Source organism: Micrococcus sp. Mcc28, assembly GCF_024519775.1.
Taxonomy (GTDB): Bacteria; Actinomycetota; Actinomycetes; order Actinomycetales; family Micrococcaceae; genus Micrococcus; species Micrococcus luteus.
The window spans coordinates 1-19548 of record NZ_JALJRH010000014.1; the positions used below are offsets into that span (position 1 = coordinate 1).

Consider the following 19548-nt stretch of genomic DNA (forward strand, 5'->3'; position numbering starts at 1 on the left):
GGCTACCTAACCCCAGCCGAGTACGCTCGGCAGTGCACCCATCAAATGGAAACCGGCGACTCACAGAACGTCCGGACCGAATGAAGGGGGCGGCTCACTCCTCGCTCGGCTACCTAACCCCAGCCGAGTACGCTCGGCAGTGCACCCATCAAATGGAAACCGACGACTCACAGAACGTCCGGACCGAATGAAGGGGGCGGCTCACACCCACATAGGAGCGGCACGAAACCCGGGACGCTTCAAGGAGACCGTGAACGGGCTCTACAAGGCCGAGCTCATCCACGCCAAGCGGGTGTGGGAGTCGACCGAGGCGGTCGAGCTGGCCACCATGGGGTGGGTGCACTGGTGGAACACCACCCGCCTGCATGAGGCCCTTGGCTATCACACTCCCGCAGAGGTTGAGGCGGCTTACACTCACGATCAGGATTCAGCGCCCGTTGCATCCTGACCTCGGAACGGAACCCAGGGCGCTTCAGTGAGCAGTAGTCCGGGGAGGCCGACGACGCCTGCGCCTGAGGCGTTCCCTTTCACCTCCACGACGGCGCCCGCGCCCTACCGCGCGAGGGTGCGGGCGCCGTTGTGCGACGTGAGGGCTGGGCCACGAGCCTTAATCCGCTGGTCAGCTTCCCGTTCGAAAGAATCACCCTCAGGCATGATGTTGCCGTTTGCCTTCCCATCCCTCTGACACTGCTGAGGCCACCATGACCAATCCGTCCGTCTATCCCCGCGGCTACCGCCCCCGACACGCGGCTGATGGGCCCGATTCGACTCCTGTGGTGGCCCGAAGGCAGGCGGACTGGCGACCGGAGATCCAGGGTTTGCGCGCGGTAGCCGTCCTTCTGGTGGTGGTGTTCCACATCTTCACGGACAGGGTGTCGGGCGGCGTCGACATCTTCCTGTTCATCTCGGCTTTCTTCCTGACAGGCTCCTTCACCCGCAAGATGGAGGCTGGAAGGCCCCTCGCGGTGGGGCGCTACTGGCTTCACGTCTTCACGCGCCTCATGCCCATGGCGGTGCTGACGATCTTGCTTACCTTGGTTGCCGTTGCCACGGTGTATCCGCTGGCCGACCGTGCTTCGTGGCGGACGGAGGCGCTGGCGTCGGCCCTCTACGTGGAAAACTGGGCCCTGGCGTTCAATGCCGTCGACTACTACGCCGCCGACAACACCTCGCTGTCCCCCTTCCAGCATTTCTGGTCGCTGTCGGTCCAGGGGCAGGTGTTCATCCTGTGGCCGCTCCTCTTCCTTGTCTCAGCCCTGGTGGCCCGCCGCACCGGGGCGCGGCCCCGAGCCGTCCTCACGACTGCGTTCGCCTCGGTGTTCGTCGTGTCCCTGCTGTGGTCGGTGACCCAGACCTCCCAGAACCAGGCGTTCACGTACTTCGACACTCGGGCTCGCCTATGGGAGTTCGCCCTCGGTTCCCTCCTGGCGCTCGTCCTTCCATTCATTCACCTGGGACGGCGCACACGGGTGTTCCTCGGCTGGGCAGGGCTCGCGAGCATGATCGCCGTCGGCGTCGTGGTGGACGTCCAGGGCGCCTTCCCCGGCTGGATCGCGCTGTGGCCGCTGATGTCGGCCACTGCTGTGATCGTCGCGGGCACCAGCGGCTCCCATTTCGGTGTGGACCGGGTACTGGCTTCCCGCCCGCTCACCCGCTTGGGTGACTCCGCCTACGCTCTCTACCTCATTCACTGGCCGCTGCTCATCACCTATTCCGTCCTCACGGGGTCACAGAAACCCGGCGCGGCCGCAGGCGTCGTTCTCGTCGTCGTCTCCCTCGGCGCGGCCCTCCTCCTCTCGGTGCGCGTGGAGCGTCCGCTACGAGCGTGGGGCTGGCCCCAGACGGCCGCCTGGCGGTCCGCCGTCGTACTGGGGACCTGCGCCGCTCTCGTTGTGGCGCCGGTGACCCTGTGGCGCGGCGCCGAGGCAGCGGAGTCCGCACGAGTCCTCGAGGCGGCCGACCGGAACAACCCGGGCGCCGCCGTCCTGCGCCCCGACTACGAGCCAGCTGGAGACCCCGGTGCCCCCGTTCTGCCCGTGGTGGAGGGACGGTACCCCTTCCCCGAGTACCCCGAGGAGTGCGACCCCGCCCTGGAAGCACAGTTGACCGAGGTCGGAGCCGAGTCGTGCCATGTCCTCGTCCCACAAGCAGATCCGGCCGGCGTCGTGCTGATGGCCGGCAACAGCCACGTGATGCAGTGGTCCCCCGCTCTCCGGCGCCTCGGTGAGGAAAGACGGCTGGAGGTCGTCAGCTATACGCGGGGCAGCTGCCTGGTAGCGCCGATGGAGGAGCAGGTGGACGACTCCCCGAAGTGCCCGGACTTCCTCGCGGACCTCAACCTGGTCGTGGAGCATGTACGCCCGGACGTCGTCTTCATGCAGGGCACACGCAGCACCTATGAGGACGAGGAGATGCTCACCCCGGGGATGGTCGGGCGGATGGAGGAGATTGCGGGGACGGGTGCCCATGTCCTCGCACTCCGGGACAACCCCCGGTTCGCGGCCGGATCACCCACAACCTGCGGAAGGACACACGGGATCGATGCGGCGACATGCCGCTGGACGCATACCGTGCTCGATCCGAACACCAGCCCCCTGACCGGACTGGCCGATGCTCATCCCCGCATCGCGCAGGTGCAGCTGAACGACATGATCTGCCCGGGCCGTCAGTGCCAGCCCACGGTGGGCAACGTCCATGTGTACTGGGACGACAACCACCTCACCCCAACGTATGTAGAGACTCTTGCTCCCGTCTTCATCGAGCGTGCGCTGGCGGCCCTGGAGCATGACGGCATGCGTCTAGGACGCTGAGGCTCTCTCGAGCGCGCTGATCAAGGGATGGGAATGGTGCGGGTGTTGATGACACCCTCAGTCCGTTCCCGCTCCTCTATCGGCCTCGAAGAGGTGGGCAGCATGCGGAGCAGAACTACGGCGCCGGGCGCGCCCAGGGCGTGTCTGACACCAGCTTCAACCATGTGACCCCAGTGGTCAGGCGCTCGGCGGGCCGGTAGATGATCGTGCACTCGTCATACCTGGCCACCCGTCCGCGCGACTGCTGCAGGGGCGCATACTGACGTTCGATGACATTGCGGCCCCTACAGGCGACTGCGTCGAAGCCGACGGGGCACCCGCTGCTGCAGCCACGACGCCTGCGGTGGCCCTGATGGTCAGCTCACACGGGGATGACCGCCGCGGCTGCCCAAGCAGTGGAGTCGGCATCGGTCAATCCCCTGCCTGGCTCAGGCGATCAAGCTGGCCAATGGCATTCCTGCCCCCGCGTCGAGCTGATGGATCTTCGTGCTCAACCTGCCACGTGAGCGTCCGATACCGCGACCGGCAGGTTCATCCCGCAGATTCCCGTAGTTCGATCCATCCCCTGCATGGCGGGCAATGTCCGTGGCGTGCTGATGAGCGTGGGCGATCGCGGAGTCCAGTCCGGACCGATCCATCGATGAGGCCCTGGGCGTCGCTGGCGGCCGCCAATGTTGCTAGCACCTCATGCCAGGTGCCCGCAGCTGCCATCCGCCAGCACCAGGTCAGCGCGGTCTGCCAGGGCCCGTAGACCTCGGGCATATCCCGCTACGGAATCTCGTGCCGATGCGGGTAGATGGTCGCCTCGATCATCGCCCGGACATCGGCGAACGGCCGGCCCTGCCGGCTGGCCCGGGCCGGGCCGGGCCAGGCCGGGTGCATCGAAGTGGTCGGCGGCTCCCCATGGGCGTCGGAGAGCGCCTGGATACGAGAGATGCGATCCAGGGCGTCAGCTGGCCCCTGGATTCATTGCCAGACACATTCGAGGCTCCGTCGTCCTCCAGGCACGAAGAAGCCCCCGCACCGATCTGGTCGGTGCAGGGGCCTCTGCTCGGCTCCCCCGGTTGGATTCGAACCAACAACCCTTCGATTAACAGTCGAATGCTCTGCCGTTGAGCTACGGGGGAATGTGCCGCGAACCGCCGGAGCCGTTCGGACAACGGATGGAACTCTACCAGAGCCCCTGCCTGCGCGCCACCCGGCCGCGGGGCGCCGTCGTCGTCCTACCCACGCCCGGGGACCGGGCCCTTGCCAGGCACGGTTCCGGCGGGCCTACGGTGCGCGGACACCCCAAAACCATCAGGAACGGACCCGAAGGAGAGACGTGTCCATGACCATCACGACCCTCACACGCAAGACCGCCCTGACCGGCACGGGCATGCTCGCCGCCCTCGCCCTCGCGGCCTGCGGCACCACCTCCGACAACGGCGACGACGGCTCCGCCTCGCCGGGGGTCGACGCCTCCTCGGCGGTGGCGAGCACCCCCACCACGGACGACGCGTCGGGCTCGGCGTCGTCATCAGCCTCCTCCGCTTCGGCCTCGTCGACGGCCGCCGCGGCCGGCAGCGGCTCGGCCACCGGCCAGGCCGACGAGCCCGCCTACGCGGTGATCGACGCGGTCCTGGAGAAGTACGCCGACGGCATCATCGTCGCGGTGGATGCCAACGACGATGACACGACCTGGGAGGTCGACGTCGTGGTGGGCGAGGGGGCCAAGGAGCTGGACGTCACCGCCGACGGCGACATCACCGAGACCGATCGCGAGTCGGATCCCGAGGACGTCCAGAAGGCGAAGGAGGCCGAGGTCACCGCCCAGCAGGCCCTCGACACCGCCCGGGAGGGCCGTGACGGGGTGACCCTGGACGAGATGGACCTGGAGGACGACAACGGCACCCTCCAGTGGGAGGTCCGGTTCGATCGCGAGGACGGCTCCGACGGCCCCGAGGTCGAGATCGACGCCACGTCCGGCGAGGTGCTCACGGTCGACGAGCGCTGACGCCGCGCGGCCGACGGGCCGCCGTTTCCCGAACGAAAACGCGCCTGGAGCCGCCGTTTCCCGAACGAAAACGGGTGGGGGTCAGTCGTCGGCTCGGAGGGCCCGGCGGCGCGCCTCCAGTTCCATGAGCTCGCTGTTGAGGCGGGTGAACTCGGCGGGGTCGCCCTCGGGGCCGAGCCGCTGCAGGCGCCCGAGCAGCTCCTCCTTGCGGTGCACGATCTGCAGGGCGAACAGGCGGTTCATGATGTCCCGGCAGTACCGGTCCACATCCTCGGGAGTGCGGGCGGGCAGGTCGCGGACGGCCAGCTCGGAGACGACGCCGGCCACCTCCTGGGGCACGGCGTCCCGCACGGCGTCCACCCAGCGCTGCGGTGTCGCCCCCGCCGACCCGGCCACCTTCACGCCCTGGTGGACGGCGGCGTACTGCGGGACCGTGAAGCGGGCGGCGTACAGCGCGGTCCACTGCTCCGCGGAGAGCAGGGTGGGGTGCTGCAGCACCACCTCGAGGGACTCCCGCTCCCGGCGGGCGACGGGGTCACGCGGGTCCACCGGCACCACGATCCGCGGCGCCGGGGCGGCAGCCTCCCCGTGGCGGCCCGTGGGCCCGACCGCCTGCCCGTCGCTCGCCGGGGTCGGCCGTGCCTCGGGCTCGGGCCCCCGCCGCGGTGCGCGCCCGGCCGCGGCCACGGCCCGGTGCACGGCGTTCGGGCCCAGGCCGAGCCAGCCGGCCAACTCCCGCTCGTAGCCCGGGCGCAGGACGGCGTCCTTGATCCCCGCCACGATCGGCGCCGCGTGGCGCAGGGCGCCGGCGCGGCCCTCCACGGTGTTCAGGTCGTAGTCCTTCAGCCCCGCCCGGATCGCGAATTCGAAGAGCGGCCGCCGCGAGGCGATGAGCGCGCGCACGGCCTCGTCGCCCTTCTGCATGCGCAGGTCGCACGGGTCCATGCCGCTGGGCTCCACGGCCACGAACGTCTTGGCGAGGAACCGGTGGTCCTCGTCGAACGCCTTGAGGGCGGCCTTCTGCCCGGCCTCGTCGCCGTCGAAGGTGAAGATCACCTCGCCGCCCGTGCCGTCGTCGGAGATCAGGCGGCGGGCCACCTTGATGTGGTCCGCGCCGAACGCGGTGCCGCACGTGGCCACGGCCGTGCCGACGCCGGCCAGGTGGGCCGCCATCACGTCCGTGTAGCCCTCGACGAGCACCAGCTGGCGTTCCTTGGCGATCGTGCGCTTGGCCAGGTCGATGCCGTAGAGCACCTGGGACTTCTTGTAGAGCGGCGTCTCGGGGGTGTTCAGGTACTTGGGGCCGGGATCGTCGTCGTAGAGCTTGCGGGCGCCGAAGCCGATGGTCGCGCCGGTCATGTCCCGGATGGGCCAGAGCAGGCGGCCGCGGAACCGGTCGTACAGGCCGCGCTGTCCCTCGGACACCAGCCCGGAGGCGCGCAGCTCCTCGTCCCGGAAGCCGCGCTGCCGGAGGTGGTCCAGCAGATGCGACCACCCCTGCGGGGCGTACCCGAGGCCGAACTGCACCGCGTGCTCCTGCGTGAACCCGCGCTGGGTGAGGAAGTCGCGGGCGGCCTGGGCCTCGGGCGAGCCGAGGGCCCGACGGAAGAACTCGTCCGCCACCTTGTTCGCCTCGAACAGGCGACGACGGCGCCCCGTCTCCGCCTTGTCCGGGCCGGTGCCGCCGTCCTCGTAGTGCAGCTCCACCCCCACCCGGGACGCCAGTCGCTCCACGGTCTCCATGAACGTGGTGTGTTCAAGTTCCATGAGGAAGCTGATGACGTCCCCGTGCGCGCCGCATCCGAAGCAGTGATAGGTGCCCACGCCGGGGCGCACGTGGAACGACGGCGTCCGCTCGTCGTGGAACGGGCACAGCCCCTTGAACGAGCCCACGCCCGCCGAGCGCAGGGTGACGAACTCCTCCACCACGGCCTTCAGGTCCGTGCGCTCGCGGACGAGGTCGATGTCCTTGCGCACGATCAGTCCAGCCATGCGGACCATTCTAGGGACGGGGCGGGGCGGTCAGCCCCGAGCGGAACCGCCCTGCGTGGATGGCTCGGTCTCCGCTGCGGCCTGTGCAGGACCGGTCCCTGCCGCGCGGGACGCTTCGGTCCGCGCCGCGTCCACTCCCTCGGACGCGGGGCGCCCGGTGGCGGGGTCGATGACGGGCAGTGCGCCGGTGGCCGCCTCGACCAGCGGATGGAACAGCGCGGCCGACGCCAGGCCGCCGTGACGGCGGCGCGCCGAGGACACGAACGAGAGGCTCATGTCGCCCACCATAGCCACCCGGGACCGTGATTCCGGTCACGGTAAGGCAACATTCTGGGCGGTCAGGTCACGGTTCGACCCGCGCCCGCCCCCGCGGACTGCCCGTGCAGCGGCAGCAGCCGGGGCACCAGGCGGACGAGGCTCACCATCGCCCCGAGCTCCACGAGCGTCTGCGTCACCACCACGAGCGGGGCCGGGTCCAGGCTCGCCGGCAGGGCCAACGCCAGCGGCAGCACGACCAGGGAGTTCCGCGTCGCGCCCGAGGACACGAGCGCTCGTCCTGCGGGCACATCGAGGCGCGCCCACCGCGCAGCCACCACACCGAGGGCCACCATCACGACGGCGAACGCCACGAACAGGGGCACGACGGCGGCCAGCGCGGGCAGCCGTTCCCCCACCCCGCGGATCTGCGAGGCGACCACCGTGAACAGCGTGACGACCATGAGCGGGACCATCGCCACCGTGAACCCGCGCACCACCCCGGCCGCCGTGTCCCGCACCCCACCGCGGCCGCGCACCGCACCCCACTGGAGCAGCGCCGCGAGCGCGAGCGGCACCAGAATCAGCATGACCAGAGCACGGACGAAGGGCCCGACGTCGACCGCGGCCACCGCCGCCCCGCCCGCGAGTGCGGTGAACGCGATGACGTAGTCCACGCACGGGGCCAGCAGCACGAGGAGCACGCCCACGAGCAGCGCGTCGTCGTGGGCCACGAACCGGCTCAGCCCGAACACCACCGCCGGCACCACCACGAAGTTCAGGACCAGCAGTGCCCCGAGGAACCTGCCGTCCCGCAGCCCCGCGCCCAGCGCGGCGAACGGCACCGCCAGGAACGTCGCCAGCAGGAGCAGCGCGAGGACCGGCTCGACGAGCACCGCCCACGCGTCGGCCCCGGGCACGGCCCACCCGACGACGGCGCCCGCGGCGATCCCGGCGGGGGCTGACCCCTACGCTGGGGGCCATGCCCACCGCCCCCGCACCGTCCGAGGCCGCTGCCACCCCGTTGCACGTGGCCGTGCGCACGCTCGACGCCGCGGCGCTCGCGGCGGCCGGGCACACGGCGGCGACCGCCGTGGCCGCGGTCTATGCGCACGCCGTCGTGCGCGGGGCCGCGTCGTTCTGGCTGGACTCCGCTCTGCCGGACCCGGCCGAGGCGCGCTGGTCCGTGGCGGGCGACGGGCTGGACGTGCTCGGCGAGGAGCAGGGTCGCGTGCCCTCCCCTGGCCCGCGGCTGGTCCGGCACGACGACCCCGCCGATCCGGACCGCGCGTGGGCGGACCTCGGGGCCGCGGCCGCGCCCCGGTCGGTGGTCGGCGGCGAGGGCCTGCCCCTGCGCGGCGGCCTGGTCGGCTGGCTCGGCTACGAACTTGGCATGGCGGATTTGGGGGTGTCCCCGCCCTCACGCCGACCCGAGGACCCCGCGCCCCTGCCCGCGCAGTTCTGGGTGCGCCCGTCCCGCTACGTCGTGGCCGACCACGCGGCCGGGGTGCTGCACTGCTGCGCCGTCTCCCTCGATCCGACCACCGCGGAGGCCGGGGCCGACCGCTGGGCGGCGGACGTGCGCCGCGCCCTCGCCGCGGCCCGCCGCGCTCTCGAGACGGCGGCGGGCGACGTCGTCGTGCCCCCGCCGCGGGACGCCGGCCCGGGGCCGCGGGCCGATGAGGAGGCGCCGGGCACGTGGCGCGAGGACCGGGCGGCGTACGCCGAGCAGATCGCCCGTTGCCGCGCCGCGCTGCATGCCGGCGACTCCTACGAGCTGTGCCTGACCACCCGCTTCGACGCCGATCCCGGGCTGCGCGTGAACCCGCTGGTCCTGTTCCACGAGCTCGCCGCGCACCAGCCGGCCCCGTACGCGGCGCTGCTGGAGCACGGCACGGGCGCCCGCCGGTGGGCCGTGGTCTCTGCCTCACCGGAGCGGTTCCTCGCCGGGCGCGAGGGCCGGTACAGCACCAAGCCGATCAAGGGCACGGCCGCCCGCCTGCCGGACCCGGCCGGGGACGCCGAGGCCGCCCGCGCGCTCGCCGCCGACCCCAAGACGCGCGCCGAGAACCTCATGATCGTGGACCTGCTGCGCAACGACCTCTCCCGGGTGTGCGAGCCCGGCTCCGTGCAGGTGCCCTCCCTCATGGCGGTGGAGAGCTACGCGAGCGTCCACCAGCTCGTCTCCACGGTCACGGGCACGGCACGGGCCGGCGTCGAGCCCGTGGACGTGGTGCGGTCGCTGTTCCCCGGCGGGTCGATGACGGGCGCGCCGAAGCGCCGCAGCGTCGAGCTGCTGGCCGCGTGGGAGGCCTCCCCGCGCGGGGTCTACTCCGGGGCGCTGGGGATGCTGAGCGCGGACGGGACGACGTCGTTGTCCGTCGTGATCCGCACGGCCGTGCTCGCCGGGGGCCGCTGGTCCGTGGGGGCCGGCGGGGCGATCGTCGCGGACTCTGACCCGGCCGCCGAGCACGACGAGGTCCTCCTCAAGGCCCGCGGCCTGCGCCGGGCCCTCGCCCGCGCCGCCGGCACGGGCCTGCCGACGACGGCGCCCGACATCGCCTGACCCCACCCTGTGGTTCGGGGGCGATATTCGGCGGTATTCCGACGGAATAACGCCGCAAACCGCCCCCGAACAAGGGGAGGCGACCACCCGTGCGGCCTGCCTAGGCTGGGGACATGGCCGATCCGCACCCCGTCCTCGCCGCCTCCGCCCCCGACCTCGACCCTGACGCGCTGGACGCCGTCCGCGCGCTCGTGGCCGCCGCCGAGCGTCCCGTGGTGCTCTCCGGGGCGGGGATGAGCGCCGAGTCCGGCATCCCCACGTTCCGCGACGCCCGGACCGGCCTGTGGGAGCGATTCTCCGCGGAGGAGCTCGCCACGGAGGAGGCGTTCCTCGCCGATCCCGCGCTTGTGTGGTCCTGGTACCGGTGGCGTGCCCGGATGGTGCGAGCCCGCCGACCCAACCCGGGGCACGACGCCGTCGCCGCCTGGCAGCGCCGCACACCCGGTCTGGAGGTGGTCACCCAGAACGTGGACGACCTGCACGAGCGCGCCGGCGCCCGGGTCCTCGCACACCTGCACGGCTCCCTGTTCGAGCACCGCTGCGCCGAATGCTGGGCCCCCGCCGACGTCGACCCGGGCGCGCCCGCGGACGAGGCGACGGCCGGCTCCGAGGCCGACCTCGAGGCGATGCTCCGCGAGGCACCGCCGGCCTGCACCGTGTGCGGGGACGGGCTGATCCGCCCGGGGATCGTGTGGTTCGGGGAGATGCTGCCGGCCGAGCCCTGGGACCGGGCGTTCGCCGCGCTCGAGGACTGCGACCTGTGCGTCGTCGTCGGCACCTCGGGCATCGTCCAGCCGGCGGCGTCCCTGCCGTTCGTGGCGCTGGGGGCCGGGGCCGCCGTCGTCGAGGTGAATCCGGTGGAGACCGAGCTGAGCGGCGCGGTCACGCACGTCCTGCGGGGTCCCGCCGGCGCGGTGCTTCCCGCGCTGCTGGACCCGCCGGTCAGAGCCAGACGCGCCGGAACTCCGCGCCCTGCACCAGGGTGTGATGCCACTCGACGGCGGTCGAATCGGTGAGCGAGGCGATCTGGTCGATCACCACGCGCCGCCGGGCTGCGTCGTCGGGGGCCTGCGCCCAGTCGAACGCGAACATCGGCTCGAGGTACCGGTCCCCCGTCGCGTCGAGCAGCGTCACGAGCTCCGCGAGCACCTCGCGCTGCCGCGCGTAGAGCGGCTGGCGCTGCTCGGCGGTCATCACGTAGGCCGCCGCGATGCCCTTCATCACGGCGATCTCGGTCTCCGTCTCCTCGGGCACCACGACGTCGGCGCCGTGGCGGGTGAGCGGCTCGTTGCCGAACACCTGACGCGTGGCGTCGAAGGCGGCGCTGCAGAACCGGCCGATCAGCTGGCTCGTCATGTCCTTCATCGCCGCCAGCGCCCGCCGGGAGCCGTCCATCTCGGAGACCCACACGTCGGTGGCCTCGAGGCGGGCCAGGGCCGCGTCGACCTCGGCCGGGTCCGTGTGCGGCAGGTACCACTGGCGGGTGGTCTCCACGACGCGCTCCCGGTGCTCCGGGATGGCCAGCCACTTGAGCTGGAACACGGCGTTGACCACGCCGTCCTCGACGTCGTGCACGGAGTAGGAGATGTCGTCCGCGAGGTCCATGACCTGGGCCTCCATGGACGTGCGCGTGCCGGGCACCCCGGCGCGGAACCAGCGGAACACGGGCAGGTCGTCCTCGTAGACGCCGAACTTGCGCGAGCGCGTGCCGTCGGGGCGCAGCGGGGCGTCCTCACGGGTCCACGGGTACTTGCATGCGGCGTCGAGGGCGGCGCGCGTGAGGTTCAGGCCCGCGGAGGAGCCGTCCGCGAAGAGCTTCTTCTGCTCGAGGCGGGCCAGCAGGCGCAGGGTCTGGGCGTTGCCCTCGAAGCCGCCGACGTCCTCGCTGAGCGCGTCGAGCGCCTTCTCCCCGTTGTGCCCGAAGGGCGGGTGGCCGAGGTCGTGGGACAGGCAGGCGGTGTCCACGAGGTCGGGGTCGCAGCCCAGCGACCGGCCGAGCTCACGCCCCACCTGCGCCACCTCGAGCGAGTGCGTCAGGCGGGTGCGGGCGAAGTCGTCCGCGTCCGGGGCGACCACCTGGGTCTTGGCCCCCAGCCGGCGCAGGCCCGCGGAGTGCAGCACGCGGGCACGATCCCGCTCGAAGTCCGAGCGGTACGAGGACTTGGGCGGCTCGGGCAGCCACCGCTCCCGGTCCCACGGCGTGTAGCCGGGGGTCTGCACGGCGCGGCCGGCATACGGGGGCCGGCCTTCCGGGCCGAACAGCACCGGCTGGTGGGCGGCGCCGGTCCAGGGCGACGACGGCGCGGCGGGCGTTCCGGCGGCGGGCTCCGGCGTCGTGGGCTCAGCCACCGGAGACGTCCAGCTCGGCGGCCTGGATCATGGCCTGCTGCTCGGCATTGAGCTCGCGGGAGTCGAGCCAGCCGTCCGGCAGGTGCGGGCGCTTGGGGGCGCCGGCCCGGCCGCGCGGGCCCTCGGCGGCCTCGCCCGGGTAGGGCTGGCCCCGGTCCACGCGGGCGAGGATCTCGCCCAGCGTGGCCAGGTCCGGGACGGTGGACAGCGCGGTGCGGATCTCCGAGCCCACGGGGTAGCCCTTGAAGTACCAGGCCACGTGCTTGCGGATGTCCCGCAGCGCCTTCGTCTCGTCGCCGCCGAAGGTGTCCACGAGCAGCTCGGCGTGGCGGTACAGCGTGTCCGCGACCATGCCCAGGGTCGGCTGGAACCGGTCCTGGCGGCCCTCGAACGCGGCCTGCAGGTCCCCGAACAGCCAGGGCCTTCCCTGGCAGCCGCGGCCGATCACGACGCCGTCCACGCCGGTCTGCTCGACCATCGCGATGGCGTCCTCCGCGGACCAGATGTCGCCGTTGCCGAGCACGGGGATGTCCGGCAGGGCCTCGCGCAGCCGGGCGATGTCGTCCCACACGGCGGTGCCCGAGTAGAACTGGCGGGTGGTGCGGCCGTGGAGGGCGACGGCGGCGACGCCGAGGTCGCGGGCCGTGCGGCCGGCGTCGAGGAAGGTCAGGTGGTCCTCGTCGATGCCGCGGCGCATCTTCACGGTCACCGGGATGTCCTTCTTGGCCGCCTCGGTCACGGCCGCCTTGACGATGGAGGCGAACAGCTCCGCCTTCCACGGCAGGGCGGAGCCGCCGCCGCGCCGGGTCACCTTGGGCACGGGGCAGCCGAAGTTCATGTCGATGTGGTCGCAGCGGTCCTCCTCGACCAGCATGCGCACGGCGGCACCCGTGGTGACCGGGTCCACGGAGTAGAGCTGCACGGAGCGGGGCACCTCGTCCGGGTCGTGCTGGATGATCCGCATCGACTCGGGCTTCCGCTCGACCAGCGCGCGGGCCGTGACCATCTCGTTGACGTAGAGGCCGCCACCGTACTCGCGGCACAGGCGGCGGAACGCCGTGTTGGTGATGCCGGCCATCGGGGCGAGCACCACGGGGACGTCGATGGTCAGCGGCCCCAGCCGCAGCGGGGGCAGGGCCAGGCGGTCCGTCGTCGGGGCGGGGTGGCGGGCCTCGTGGAGCTGATCGTCGTCGGCGATGCGCCGACCCGCGCCGGCGGACTTGGCGTAGTGCGCGACGTCGTCGGCGTCGGTCACCGCCGCGGCGGGGAGGGTGTGGGAAGAAGTCATGTCGGACCCCATTCTTCCATTCCGCCCGGCACCCGCGTCACCGTGCCCCACGACGAGGCCCGCTGGGAGGCGATCACCGAGGCACCCCGCCGGGACGGGCAGACCATCCTCCCGGCGGGTCAGGCCTCCGACGCCGGCGCCGCGTCCTCGCCGTCGAGCACCGCCAGCAGGTCCGCACCGGCGAACATCTGAGCGGTCTGGCGCGCCGAGGGGGTGCCCGCGTCCGGGTCCGCCCCGGCAGCCAGCAGATGCCGCATCGAGGCGACATCCCGCTTGAACGTGGCGCAGGTCAGGGCGCGCTGGCCGCGATCGTTGGCGTGCTCGATCTCGGCGCCGGCCTCGATCAGCATCGCCACCGTGTCCGGGTGCTGGTGATAGGCGGCGAGCGTGAGGAAGGAGTCGCCCGCGTGGTTGCGCAGGCGCGTGCTCACCCCGGCGTCCAGGTATGCCTTCAGCTGGGCCGTGTCCCCGTCCCGCGCCATGTCGAAGAGCCGGTTCGCCAGCTCGATGTCCTTCTCGCTCCACTGCTCACTCATGCCCGCCAGTATGGCGGACGCCGCGACGATCGACCGCTCCGCAGCGACATCTCCGCGGGTCTGCCCGCAGGTGATGTCGCCGGCCGGCGGTCAGACGAGCACCGGGAACAGCCCCGCCCGCCCCGCGGTTGCACCCGGCATGACCCGCAAGCACCTCGGCTTCCTCAACTTCGGCCACTGGATCCACCGTCCCGGCGCCGAACCGGACGCGCGGCAGGCCCTCGACGACGTCGTCGCCATGGCCGTGGCCGCCGAGGACGCCGGACTCGACGGCGCCTGGCTCCGCGTCCACCACTTCCAGCGGATGTTCTCCTCGCCGTTCCCGATCCTCGCCGCGATGGCCGCCCGCACCGAGCGGATCAGCCTCGGCACCGGCGTGATCGACCTGCGGTATGAGAACCCCCTGTACATGGCCGAGGCCGCGGCCACCACGGACCTCATCTCCGGCGGCCGGCTCGAGCTCGGCGTCTCCCGCGGCTCACCCGAGGCCGCCCTCGACGGCCAGGCGCAGTTCGGCTACGCCCTCGACGAGGGGCAGACCTGGGCCGACGTGACCCGAGAGCGCGGACGCCGGTTCCTCTCGGCCGTGCGCGGCGAGGGCATCGCAACGCCGGACCTCACCTCCGGCTGGGCGCACAGCTCGCAGCCGCTGCGGATCGAGCCGCACTCCCCCGGGCTCGCGGACCGCATCTGGTGGGGGTCCGGCTCCGTGGGCTCGGTGGCCGGCGCCGCCACGGACGGCTACAACATGCTCTCCTCCACCCTGCTCCTGCAGGACGACGGCCGCCCCTTCCACGTCCAGCAGGCCGACCAGATCGCGCGCTACCGGGAGGCCTTCGCCGCGGCCGGCCACGCCGGTCCGGGCCGCACGGCGGTCACGCGCTCCGCGTTCGTCATCCAGGACCGGGAGGACGAGCTGTACTTCGGCCGGGAGCGGGCCTCGCGCGACTCCTCCGGCATGCTCGAGGGCGGCGCCGCCCGCTCCGGCCCGACCTATGCCGGGTCCGCCGAGGAGGTCGCGGAGAAGCTCGCCGCCGACGACGCCGTCGCCGCCGCCGACTGGGTCCTGTTCGCCAACCCCAACCAGCTCGGGGTCGAGTACAACGCGAAGATCTTCGCCGGCTGGGCGGAGGTCTGGCGCCTGCTCGGCTGGGATGCATGAGCCAGGCCGCGCCGCACGTTCCGGCCGCCGACGGGTTCACCCGAGCCCGTCGCGCGCGCTGGGCCGTCACCGCCGCCTTCGCGACGAACGGCGCCCTGCTCGGCGCGCTCATCCCGCACTACCCGGAGGCCAAGGCCGCGTTCGGCCTGGACCCGGCCGCGTTCGGCCTGCTCGTCATCGCGCTCGCCGTGGGCGGCACGCTCGCCGGGCCCCTGCCCGCGCCGATCCTGCGCCGGTTCGGCGCCCGACGCGTCATGCTCGCCGGCAGCGTGGCCATCGCCCTGCTCACGACGGCGGCCGGTCTCGTCCTCGACGTCGCCGGGGCGGGTGCGGGGGCCGGGCACGGTGCGGGCACGGCCGCGGCCTGGCCGCTGTGGGTCTTCGCGGGCCTCGTCCTGGCCTCGGGGGTGCTCGACGCCGTCGTGGACACCGCCCAGAACGCGCAGGGCCTGCAGGTGCAGGCCCGGCTGGCCCGGCCCGTGCTCACGACCATGCACGCCGGCTGGAGCCTCGGGGCGGCCGCCGGTGCCGGGCTCGGTGCGGCGGTCATCACCGTGGGCGGCCCCGCGGCCCTGCACCTGGGGCTCAACGGCGCCGTGTGCGTCGCGGTGCTGCTGGGGGTCCGGCGCCTGTTCCTGGCGGAGGCTCCCGTGGACTCGGCGTCCGCCCGCGGCGCCGCGGATCAGTCACCCGCACCGTCGGAGACGTCCACGCCGCCTGCCCCGGCCGCCCAAGCCCTCCCCCGCCGCGCCGCCGTGGCCGTGCTCGTCCCCGCCGTGGTGATCGCGATGGCCGGGTTCGGCGTGGAGGAGTTCGGCAACGCGTGGGCCACCCTGTTCCTGATCACGGAGCGCGGCCTGGATCCGGCCGCGGCGGTGCTCGGCGCGTCGACGCTGCTGGGCGCGCAGTTCGTCGGACGCCTCGCGGGCGACCGAACCCTCACCGCCCTGGGACGCCGCGGGGCGCTGACGGCGGGGCTGGGCGCCGTCGTCGTGGGGCTGGGGCTGGCCCTGGCGCCGCTGCCCGAGCCGGTGGCCGTGCCTGCCGCGTTCGCGGGGCTGGCCCTGGCGGGGCTCGGCTGCGCCGTGGTGGTGCCCGTGGCCTATGCGCTCGGCGACGAGGCGCCCGGGCTCCGGCCGCAGACCGGGCTGGCGGTGACGAGCTGGTGCATGCGGCTGGCCGGGGTTGGGCTCAGCCCGGCGGTCGGGGCGCTGGCCGGCGCCGTCGGTCTTGCACCGGCGCTGACGGTGTTCCTGGGCCTGGCCGCCGTCGGGGCGGTGCTCGCCGCCCGGCTGCCCGCCGCCCCGTAGGAACCGCTCAGTCGTCGTCGACCTCGCCGGCGAGGGCCTGGGCCGCCAGGTGCTCCTCGGTCGCGGCCTCCCAGATCTCCTTGGCGGCGGAGCCGTTGAGCAGCACGAGAAGCACGCCCACGATGATGTCCGCCCAGCCCGACGCCGTCAGCACCGTGATCCCGGACAGGGCGATCAGCACGACGCCGGCCACGAGGTCGTTGCGCGCCGCGAGCCAGGCCGCCCGGGTGAGGGAGCCGCCGTCGACGCGGACGCGGGCCAGCAGGACCACGCACACGATGTTCACGAGGAGCGAGCCGACGGCCGCCCCCAGCAGCACGCCCGCGGCCGGCGGCTCGGGGTCGCCGATCTTCGTGGCCGCCATGACGAGCGCCGCCACGGCCGGCAGCACGATGATCCCGGCCATGACCTTGCCGATGACCGCCTGCCGGGCCGCCGTCCACCCGAGCGCCACGAAGATCAGCAGGTTGACGGCGAAGTCCTCGAAGAAGTCGACGGAGTCCGCCACGAGGGCCACCGAGCCGATCCCCACCGCCAGGATGATCTCGACCACCAGGTAGGCGCCGTTGAGCAGGGCCACCGCCAGGACGGTGCCCCGCAGGGTGCGGGTGCGCCGGCGGTCCGCTACGGCCGCCCGGTTCACGCGCCCGGCGCGTCGTCCACGAACACGTACGTGTCCACCAGCGTCCGCGCCGCGTTGCCGCCGATGAGCCCGTCCACGATCCGCTCCAGCGGGGCCATCGCCTCGTCCACCTCGATCTGCACGGGGTACTGGGCCACGAGCAGGGCGAGCAGGTCGGCCACGGCCTGCAGCGCGTCCTCCTCCCCCAGCTCCGGATCCCAGCCCACGAGCACATCGGCCGGCGCGTCCTGGCGCTCCGGGGTGTAGGACACCGCGAACGCGCGGATGCGCCCGCCCTCGGCCTTCGGCGCGTCGCGGAGCACGACGGCGCCCGCGGCCCCGGTGGCCGGGCCCAGCAGCAGCTGCTGGGCGGCCCCGACGCTCAGGGTCGACGGGTCCCACGCGTGCACGGCGTCATAGAACGCGGCGACCGCCTGCGTCAGCTCGACGGAGCCGGTCGAGGCCTCCTCGAGGACCACGCCGTCCGGGTGCTCCTCCCCGCGCACATCCGGCAGGCCGATGGCCCCCGGGGCGATCGCGACGCGGCGGGAGCGCTGCACGGGGGTGAAGCCCTGGGCCACGAGGAACGCCTCGGTGCCGGCGGCCAGTGCGGCGGTCTGGGACCGCACGGCCTCCGTGTCCACGGGCGGGCGGCCCGTCGCACCGTCGGCCTCGGTCTGCGGGTCGGCGCCGGCCACTCCGGGCACCAGGGCGTCCTTGGCGAACCGAGCCTTCAGAGCCGTCGTCGGGATGGCGCCGGCGGCGTGCGCCTCCGCGGCGAGCCCCCGCAGGGCCGCCACGAGCGCCCGGCCGATGCCCCGGCGCCGCTCGGCAGCCGCGGTCTCGACGTACAGCCACAGCCGCCGCGGGTGCACGGACGAGGCATAGACGACGCCGGCCGCCACCGGCACCCCGGCGGCCTCGGCCACGAGCGCGCGGCGCCAGGGCCGTTCCGCGTCCTCGGCGAGCATCGCCCGGTCCTGGTGCTGCTGCGCGTTGGCCGGGTCACCCCACACCTCGAGCAGGGCCAGGTCGTCCCCGGGCCGCCAGGGACGCAGCACGATCTCCCCGCCGGCGACCGCGGCGGAGTCGAACAGCGCGCCGCCGTCGTCGTGTCCCGCGGCCCCGGCCGCTCCCGTCACGTCCCCGCTCACTTGACCAGGCGCTCCAGCAGGTAGGACTTCACCTGGGACAGCGCCACGCGCTCCTGGGCCATGGTGTCCCGCTCGCGGATGGTCACGGCCTGGTCCTCGAGGGTGTCGAAGTCCACGGTGATGCAGAACGGGGTGCCGATCTCGTCCTGGCGGCGGTAGCGACGGCCGATCGCGCCGGAGTCGTCCGTCTCGATGTTCCACAGGCCGCGCAGCTCCGCGGCGAGGGACTGGGTGGCCGGCTGCAGCTCGGGCTTCTTGGACAGCGGGAGCACGGCGGCCTTGACCGGGGCCAGGCGCGGGTCCAGCTTGAGCACGGTGCGCACGTCCACCCCGCCCTTGGCGTTCGGGGCCTCGTCCTCGGCATAGGCGTCCACGAGGAACGCCATCATGGCGCGGGTCAGGCCGAAGGACGGCTCGATCACGTACGGGGTGTAGTGCTCGTTGTTGGCCTGGTCGAAGTACTGCATCTTGGTGCCCGAGTGCTCGGTGTGCCGGCCCAGGTCGTAGTCGGTGCGGTTCGCGATGCCCATCAGCTCGCCCCAGCCGTCGCCGCCGGTGAAGCCGAAGTCGTACTCGAGGTCGATCGTGGCGTCCGAGTAGTGCGCCCGCTCGTCCGCGGGGACGTCGAACTTGCGCAGGTGCGCGGGGTCGATGCCGAGGTCGATGAACCAGTCCCAGCAGTCCTCGACCCAGCGGTCGAAGTGCTGGCCCGCCTCGGCCGGCGGCACGAAGTACTCGATCTCCATCTGCTCGAACTCACGGGTGCGGAAGATGAAGTTGCCCGGGGTGATCTCGTTGCGGAACGCCTTGCCGATCTGGCCGATGCCGAACGGCGGCTTCTTCCGGGCCGCGCCCAGAACGTTGAGGAAGTTCACGAAGATGCCCTGCGCCGTCTCCGGGCGCATGTAGTGCAGGCCCTCCTCGTTGTCCACGGGGCCGAGGTAGGTCTTGACCAGGCCCGAGAACAGCTGCGGTTCGGTCCAGGCGCCCTGGGTGCCGCAGTCCGGGCACACGATCTCGGCCATGCCCTCGGCCGGCCGGCCCTTCTTGGCCTCGAACGCCTCGAGCAGGTGGTCCTGGCGGTGGCGCCTGTGGCACTGGGTGCACTCCACGAGCGGGTCGGTGAAGGTCTCGACGTGGCCGGAGGCCTCCCACACCGCGCGCGGCAGGATGATGGAGGAGTCCAGGCCCACCATGTCCTCACGGGAGCGCACGAAGGTCTTCCACCACTCGGCCTTGATGTTCTCCTTCAGCTCCACACCCAGGGGCCCGTAGTCCCACGCGGAGCGCGAACCGCCGTAGATCTCACCGGCCTGGAACACGAAGCCTCGGCGCTTGGCGAGGTTGATGACGTTGTCCAGCGGGGACTTGGCAGCCATGGGGGCATCACTTCCGTACTCATCGGCGGGGCGGGAGGGGATCACGACGACGACGGCACCCGGCCGCCTCCGACGCGGCGGGCCCGTTCCGGCGCGGCGCGCCGGTCGATCCCGTCCAGCCTACCGGCC

General features: G+C 72.8%; 15 protein-coding genes, 1 tRNA gene and 2 pseudogenes. 7 read left to right on the plus strand and 11 right to left on the minus strand.

Annotation, left to right across the window (positions count from 1 at the left end; all coding sequences use genetic code 11):
* Nucleotides 1-244 precede the first annotated feature (244 nt).
* Together NR073_RS08450 and NR073_RS08455 are read left to right on the plus strand one after the other, a co-directional pair.
* Nucleotides 245-448, plus strand: a pseudogene (locus NR073_RS08450) (integrase core domain-containing protein); the annotation flags it as partial.
* Between the two features lie 253 nt (nt 449-701).
* Nucleotides 702-2810 carry an acyltransferase family protein gene (locus NR073_RS08455; RefSeq protein ID WP_081097732.1) on the plus strand — a complete coding sequence of 703 codons (2109 nt, stop codon included), beginning with the start codon at nt 702-704 and terminating at the stop codon, nt 2808-2810.
* A gap of 115 nt (nt 2811-2925) precedes the next feature.
* On the opposite strand, the pseudogene NR073_RS08460 reads toward NR073_RS08455, so the two are convergent.
* Nucleotides 2926-3746 (minus strand): annotated as a pseudogene (locus NR073_RS08460) (transposase).
* Between the two features lie 119 nt (nt 3747-3865).
* A tRNA-Asn gene (locus NR073_RS08465) sits at nt 3866-3937 on the minus strand.
* 203 nt (nt 3938-4140) lie between these two features.
* Between NR073_RS08465 and NR073_RS08470 the strand changes: the two genes are divergently transcribed.
* On the plus strand, nt 4141-4806 hold the full coding sequence (locus tag NR073_RS08470) for a PepSY domain-containing protein (RefSeq protein WP_060974139.1): 666 nt from the start codon (nt 4141-4143) through the stop codon (nt 4804-4806).
* An 81-nt stretch (nt 4807-4887) separates the two neighbouring features.
* On the opposite strand, the gene dnaG is transcribed toward NR073_RS08470, so the two are convergent.
* From dnaG to NR073_RS08485, 3 genes are all read right to left on the minus strand, one after another.
* Complete coding sequence (gene dnaG / locus NR073_RS08475) at nt 4888-6798, minus strand: DNA primase (protein WP_060974138.1); 1911 nt, start codon at nt 6796-6798, stop codon at nt 4888-4890.
* A gap of 30 nt (nt 6799-6828) precedes the next feature.
* Nucleotides 6829-7074, minus strand: coding sequence for a hypothetical protein (locus tag NR073_RS08480; protein ID WP_060974141.1), 246 nt, complete (start codon nt 7072-7074; stop codon nt 6829-6831).
* 62 nt (nt 7075-7136) lie between these two features.
* Nucleotides 7137-8003 carry an arsenic resistance protein gene (locus NR073_RS08485; protein ID WP_060974137.1) on the minus strand — a complete coding sequence of 289 codons (867 nt, stop codon included), beginning with the start codon at nt 8001-8003 and terminating at the stop codon, nt 7137-7139.
* A 32-nt stretch (nt 8004-8035) separates the two neighbouring features.
* Between NR073_RS08485 and NR073_RS08490 the strand changes: the two genes are divergently transcribed.
* The gene (locus tag NR073_RS08490; protein WP_256748739.1) at nt 8036-9619 is read left to right on the plus strand and encodes an anthranilate synthase component I family protein; all 1584 of its coding nucleotides are present in this window, start codon (nt 8036-8038) and stop codon (nt 9617-9619) included.
* Nucleotides 9620-9732: 113 nt separating this feature from the next.
* Complete coding sequence (locus NR073_RS08495; protein ID WP_060973407.1) at nt 9733-10635, plus strand: NAD-dependent deacylase; 903 nt, start codon at nt 9733-9735, stop codon at nt 10633-10635.
* Here NR073_RS08495 and NR073_RS08500 read toward each other — a convergent pair.
* From NR073_RS08500 to NR073_RS08510, 3 genes are all read right to left on the minus strand, one after another.
* Nucleotides 10562-11968, minus strand: a complete 1407-nt coding sequence (locus NR073_RS08500) for a deoxyguanosinetriphosphate triphosphohydrolase (protein ID WP_081097679.1) — start codon at nt 11966-11968, stop codon at nt 10562-10564. The two genes, NR073_RS08495 and NR073_RS08500, sit on opposite strands and share 74 nt — an antisense overlap.
* Complete coding sequence (gene dusB / locus NR073_RS08505) at nt 11961-13256, minus strand: tRNA dihydrouridine synthase DusB (RefSeq protein WP_230956166.1); 1296 nt, start codon at nt 13254-13256, stop codon at nt 11961-11963. Before dusB ends, NR073_RS08500 begins: the two co-directional genes overlap by 8 nt.
* 119 nt (nt 13257-13375) lie before the next feature.
* Nucleotides 13376-13792: an ankyrin repeat domain-containing protein gene (locus NR073_RS08510; RefSeq protein WP_095353462.1), complete on the minus strand. Its 417-nt coding sequence runs from the start codon at nt 13790-13792 to the stop codon at nt 13376-13378.
* Nucleotides 13793-13931: 139 nt separating this feature from the next.
* Here NR073_RS08510 and NR073_RS08515 point away from each other — a divergent pair, with 139 nt between their 5' ends.
* The gene (locus tag NR073_RS08515) at nt 13932-14954 is read left to right on the plus strand and encodes an LLM class flavin-dependent oxidoreductase (protein ID WP_020628395.1); all 1023 of its coding nucleotides are present in this window, start codon (nt 13932-13934) and stop codon (nt 14952-14954) included.
* The gene (locus NR073_RS08520; protein ID WP_095353461.1) at nt 14951-16264 is read left to right on the plus strand and encodes an MFS transporter; all 1314 of its coding nucleotides are present in this window, start codon (nt 14951-14953) and stop codon (nt 16262-16264) included. The genes NR073_RS08515 and NR073_RS08520 overlap by 4 nt, the downstream gene beginning before the upstream one ends.
* Before the next feature lie 7 nt (nt 16265-16271).
* Here NR073_RS08520 and NR073_RS08525 read toward each other — a convergent pair whose 3' ends face one another.
* The 3 genes from NR073_RS08525 to NR073_RS08535 are packed head-to-tail and all read right to left on the minus strand — an operon-like array spanning nt 16272 to nt 19419.
* Nucleotides 16272-16907: a cation transporter gene (locus tag NR073_RS08525; RefSeq protein ID WP_041103529.1), complete on the minus strand. Its 636-nt coding sequence runs from the start codon at nt 16905-16907 to the stop codon at nt 16272-16274.
* Entirely contained in the window at nt 16904-18040 is a 1137-nt protein-coding gene (locus NR073_RS08530; protein WP_036317592.1) for a GNAT family N-acetyltransferase, read from the minus strand. The genes NR073_RS08525 and NR073_RS08530 overlap by 4 nt, the downstream gene beginning before the upstream one ends.
* Nucleotides 18037-19419: a glycine--tRNA ligase gene (locus NR073_RS08535; RefSeq protein WP_044659691.1), complete on the minus strand. Its 1383-nt coding sequence runs from the start codon at nt 19417-19419 to the stop codon at nt 18037-18039. The genes NR073_RS08530 and NR073_RS08535 overlap by 4 nt, the downstream gene beginning before the upstream one ends.
* Nucleotides 19420-19548: the final 129 nt, after the last annotated feature.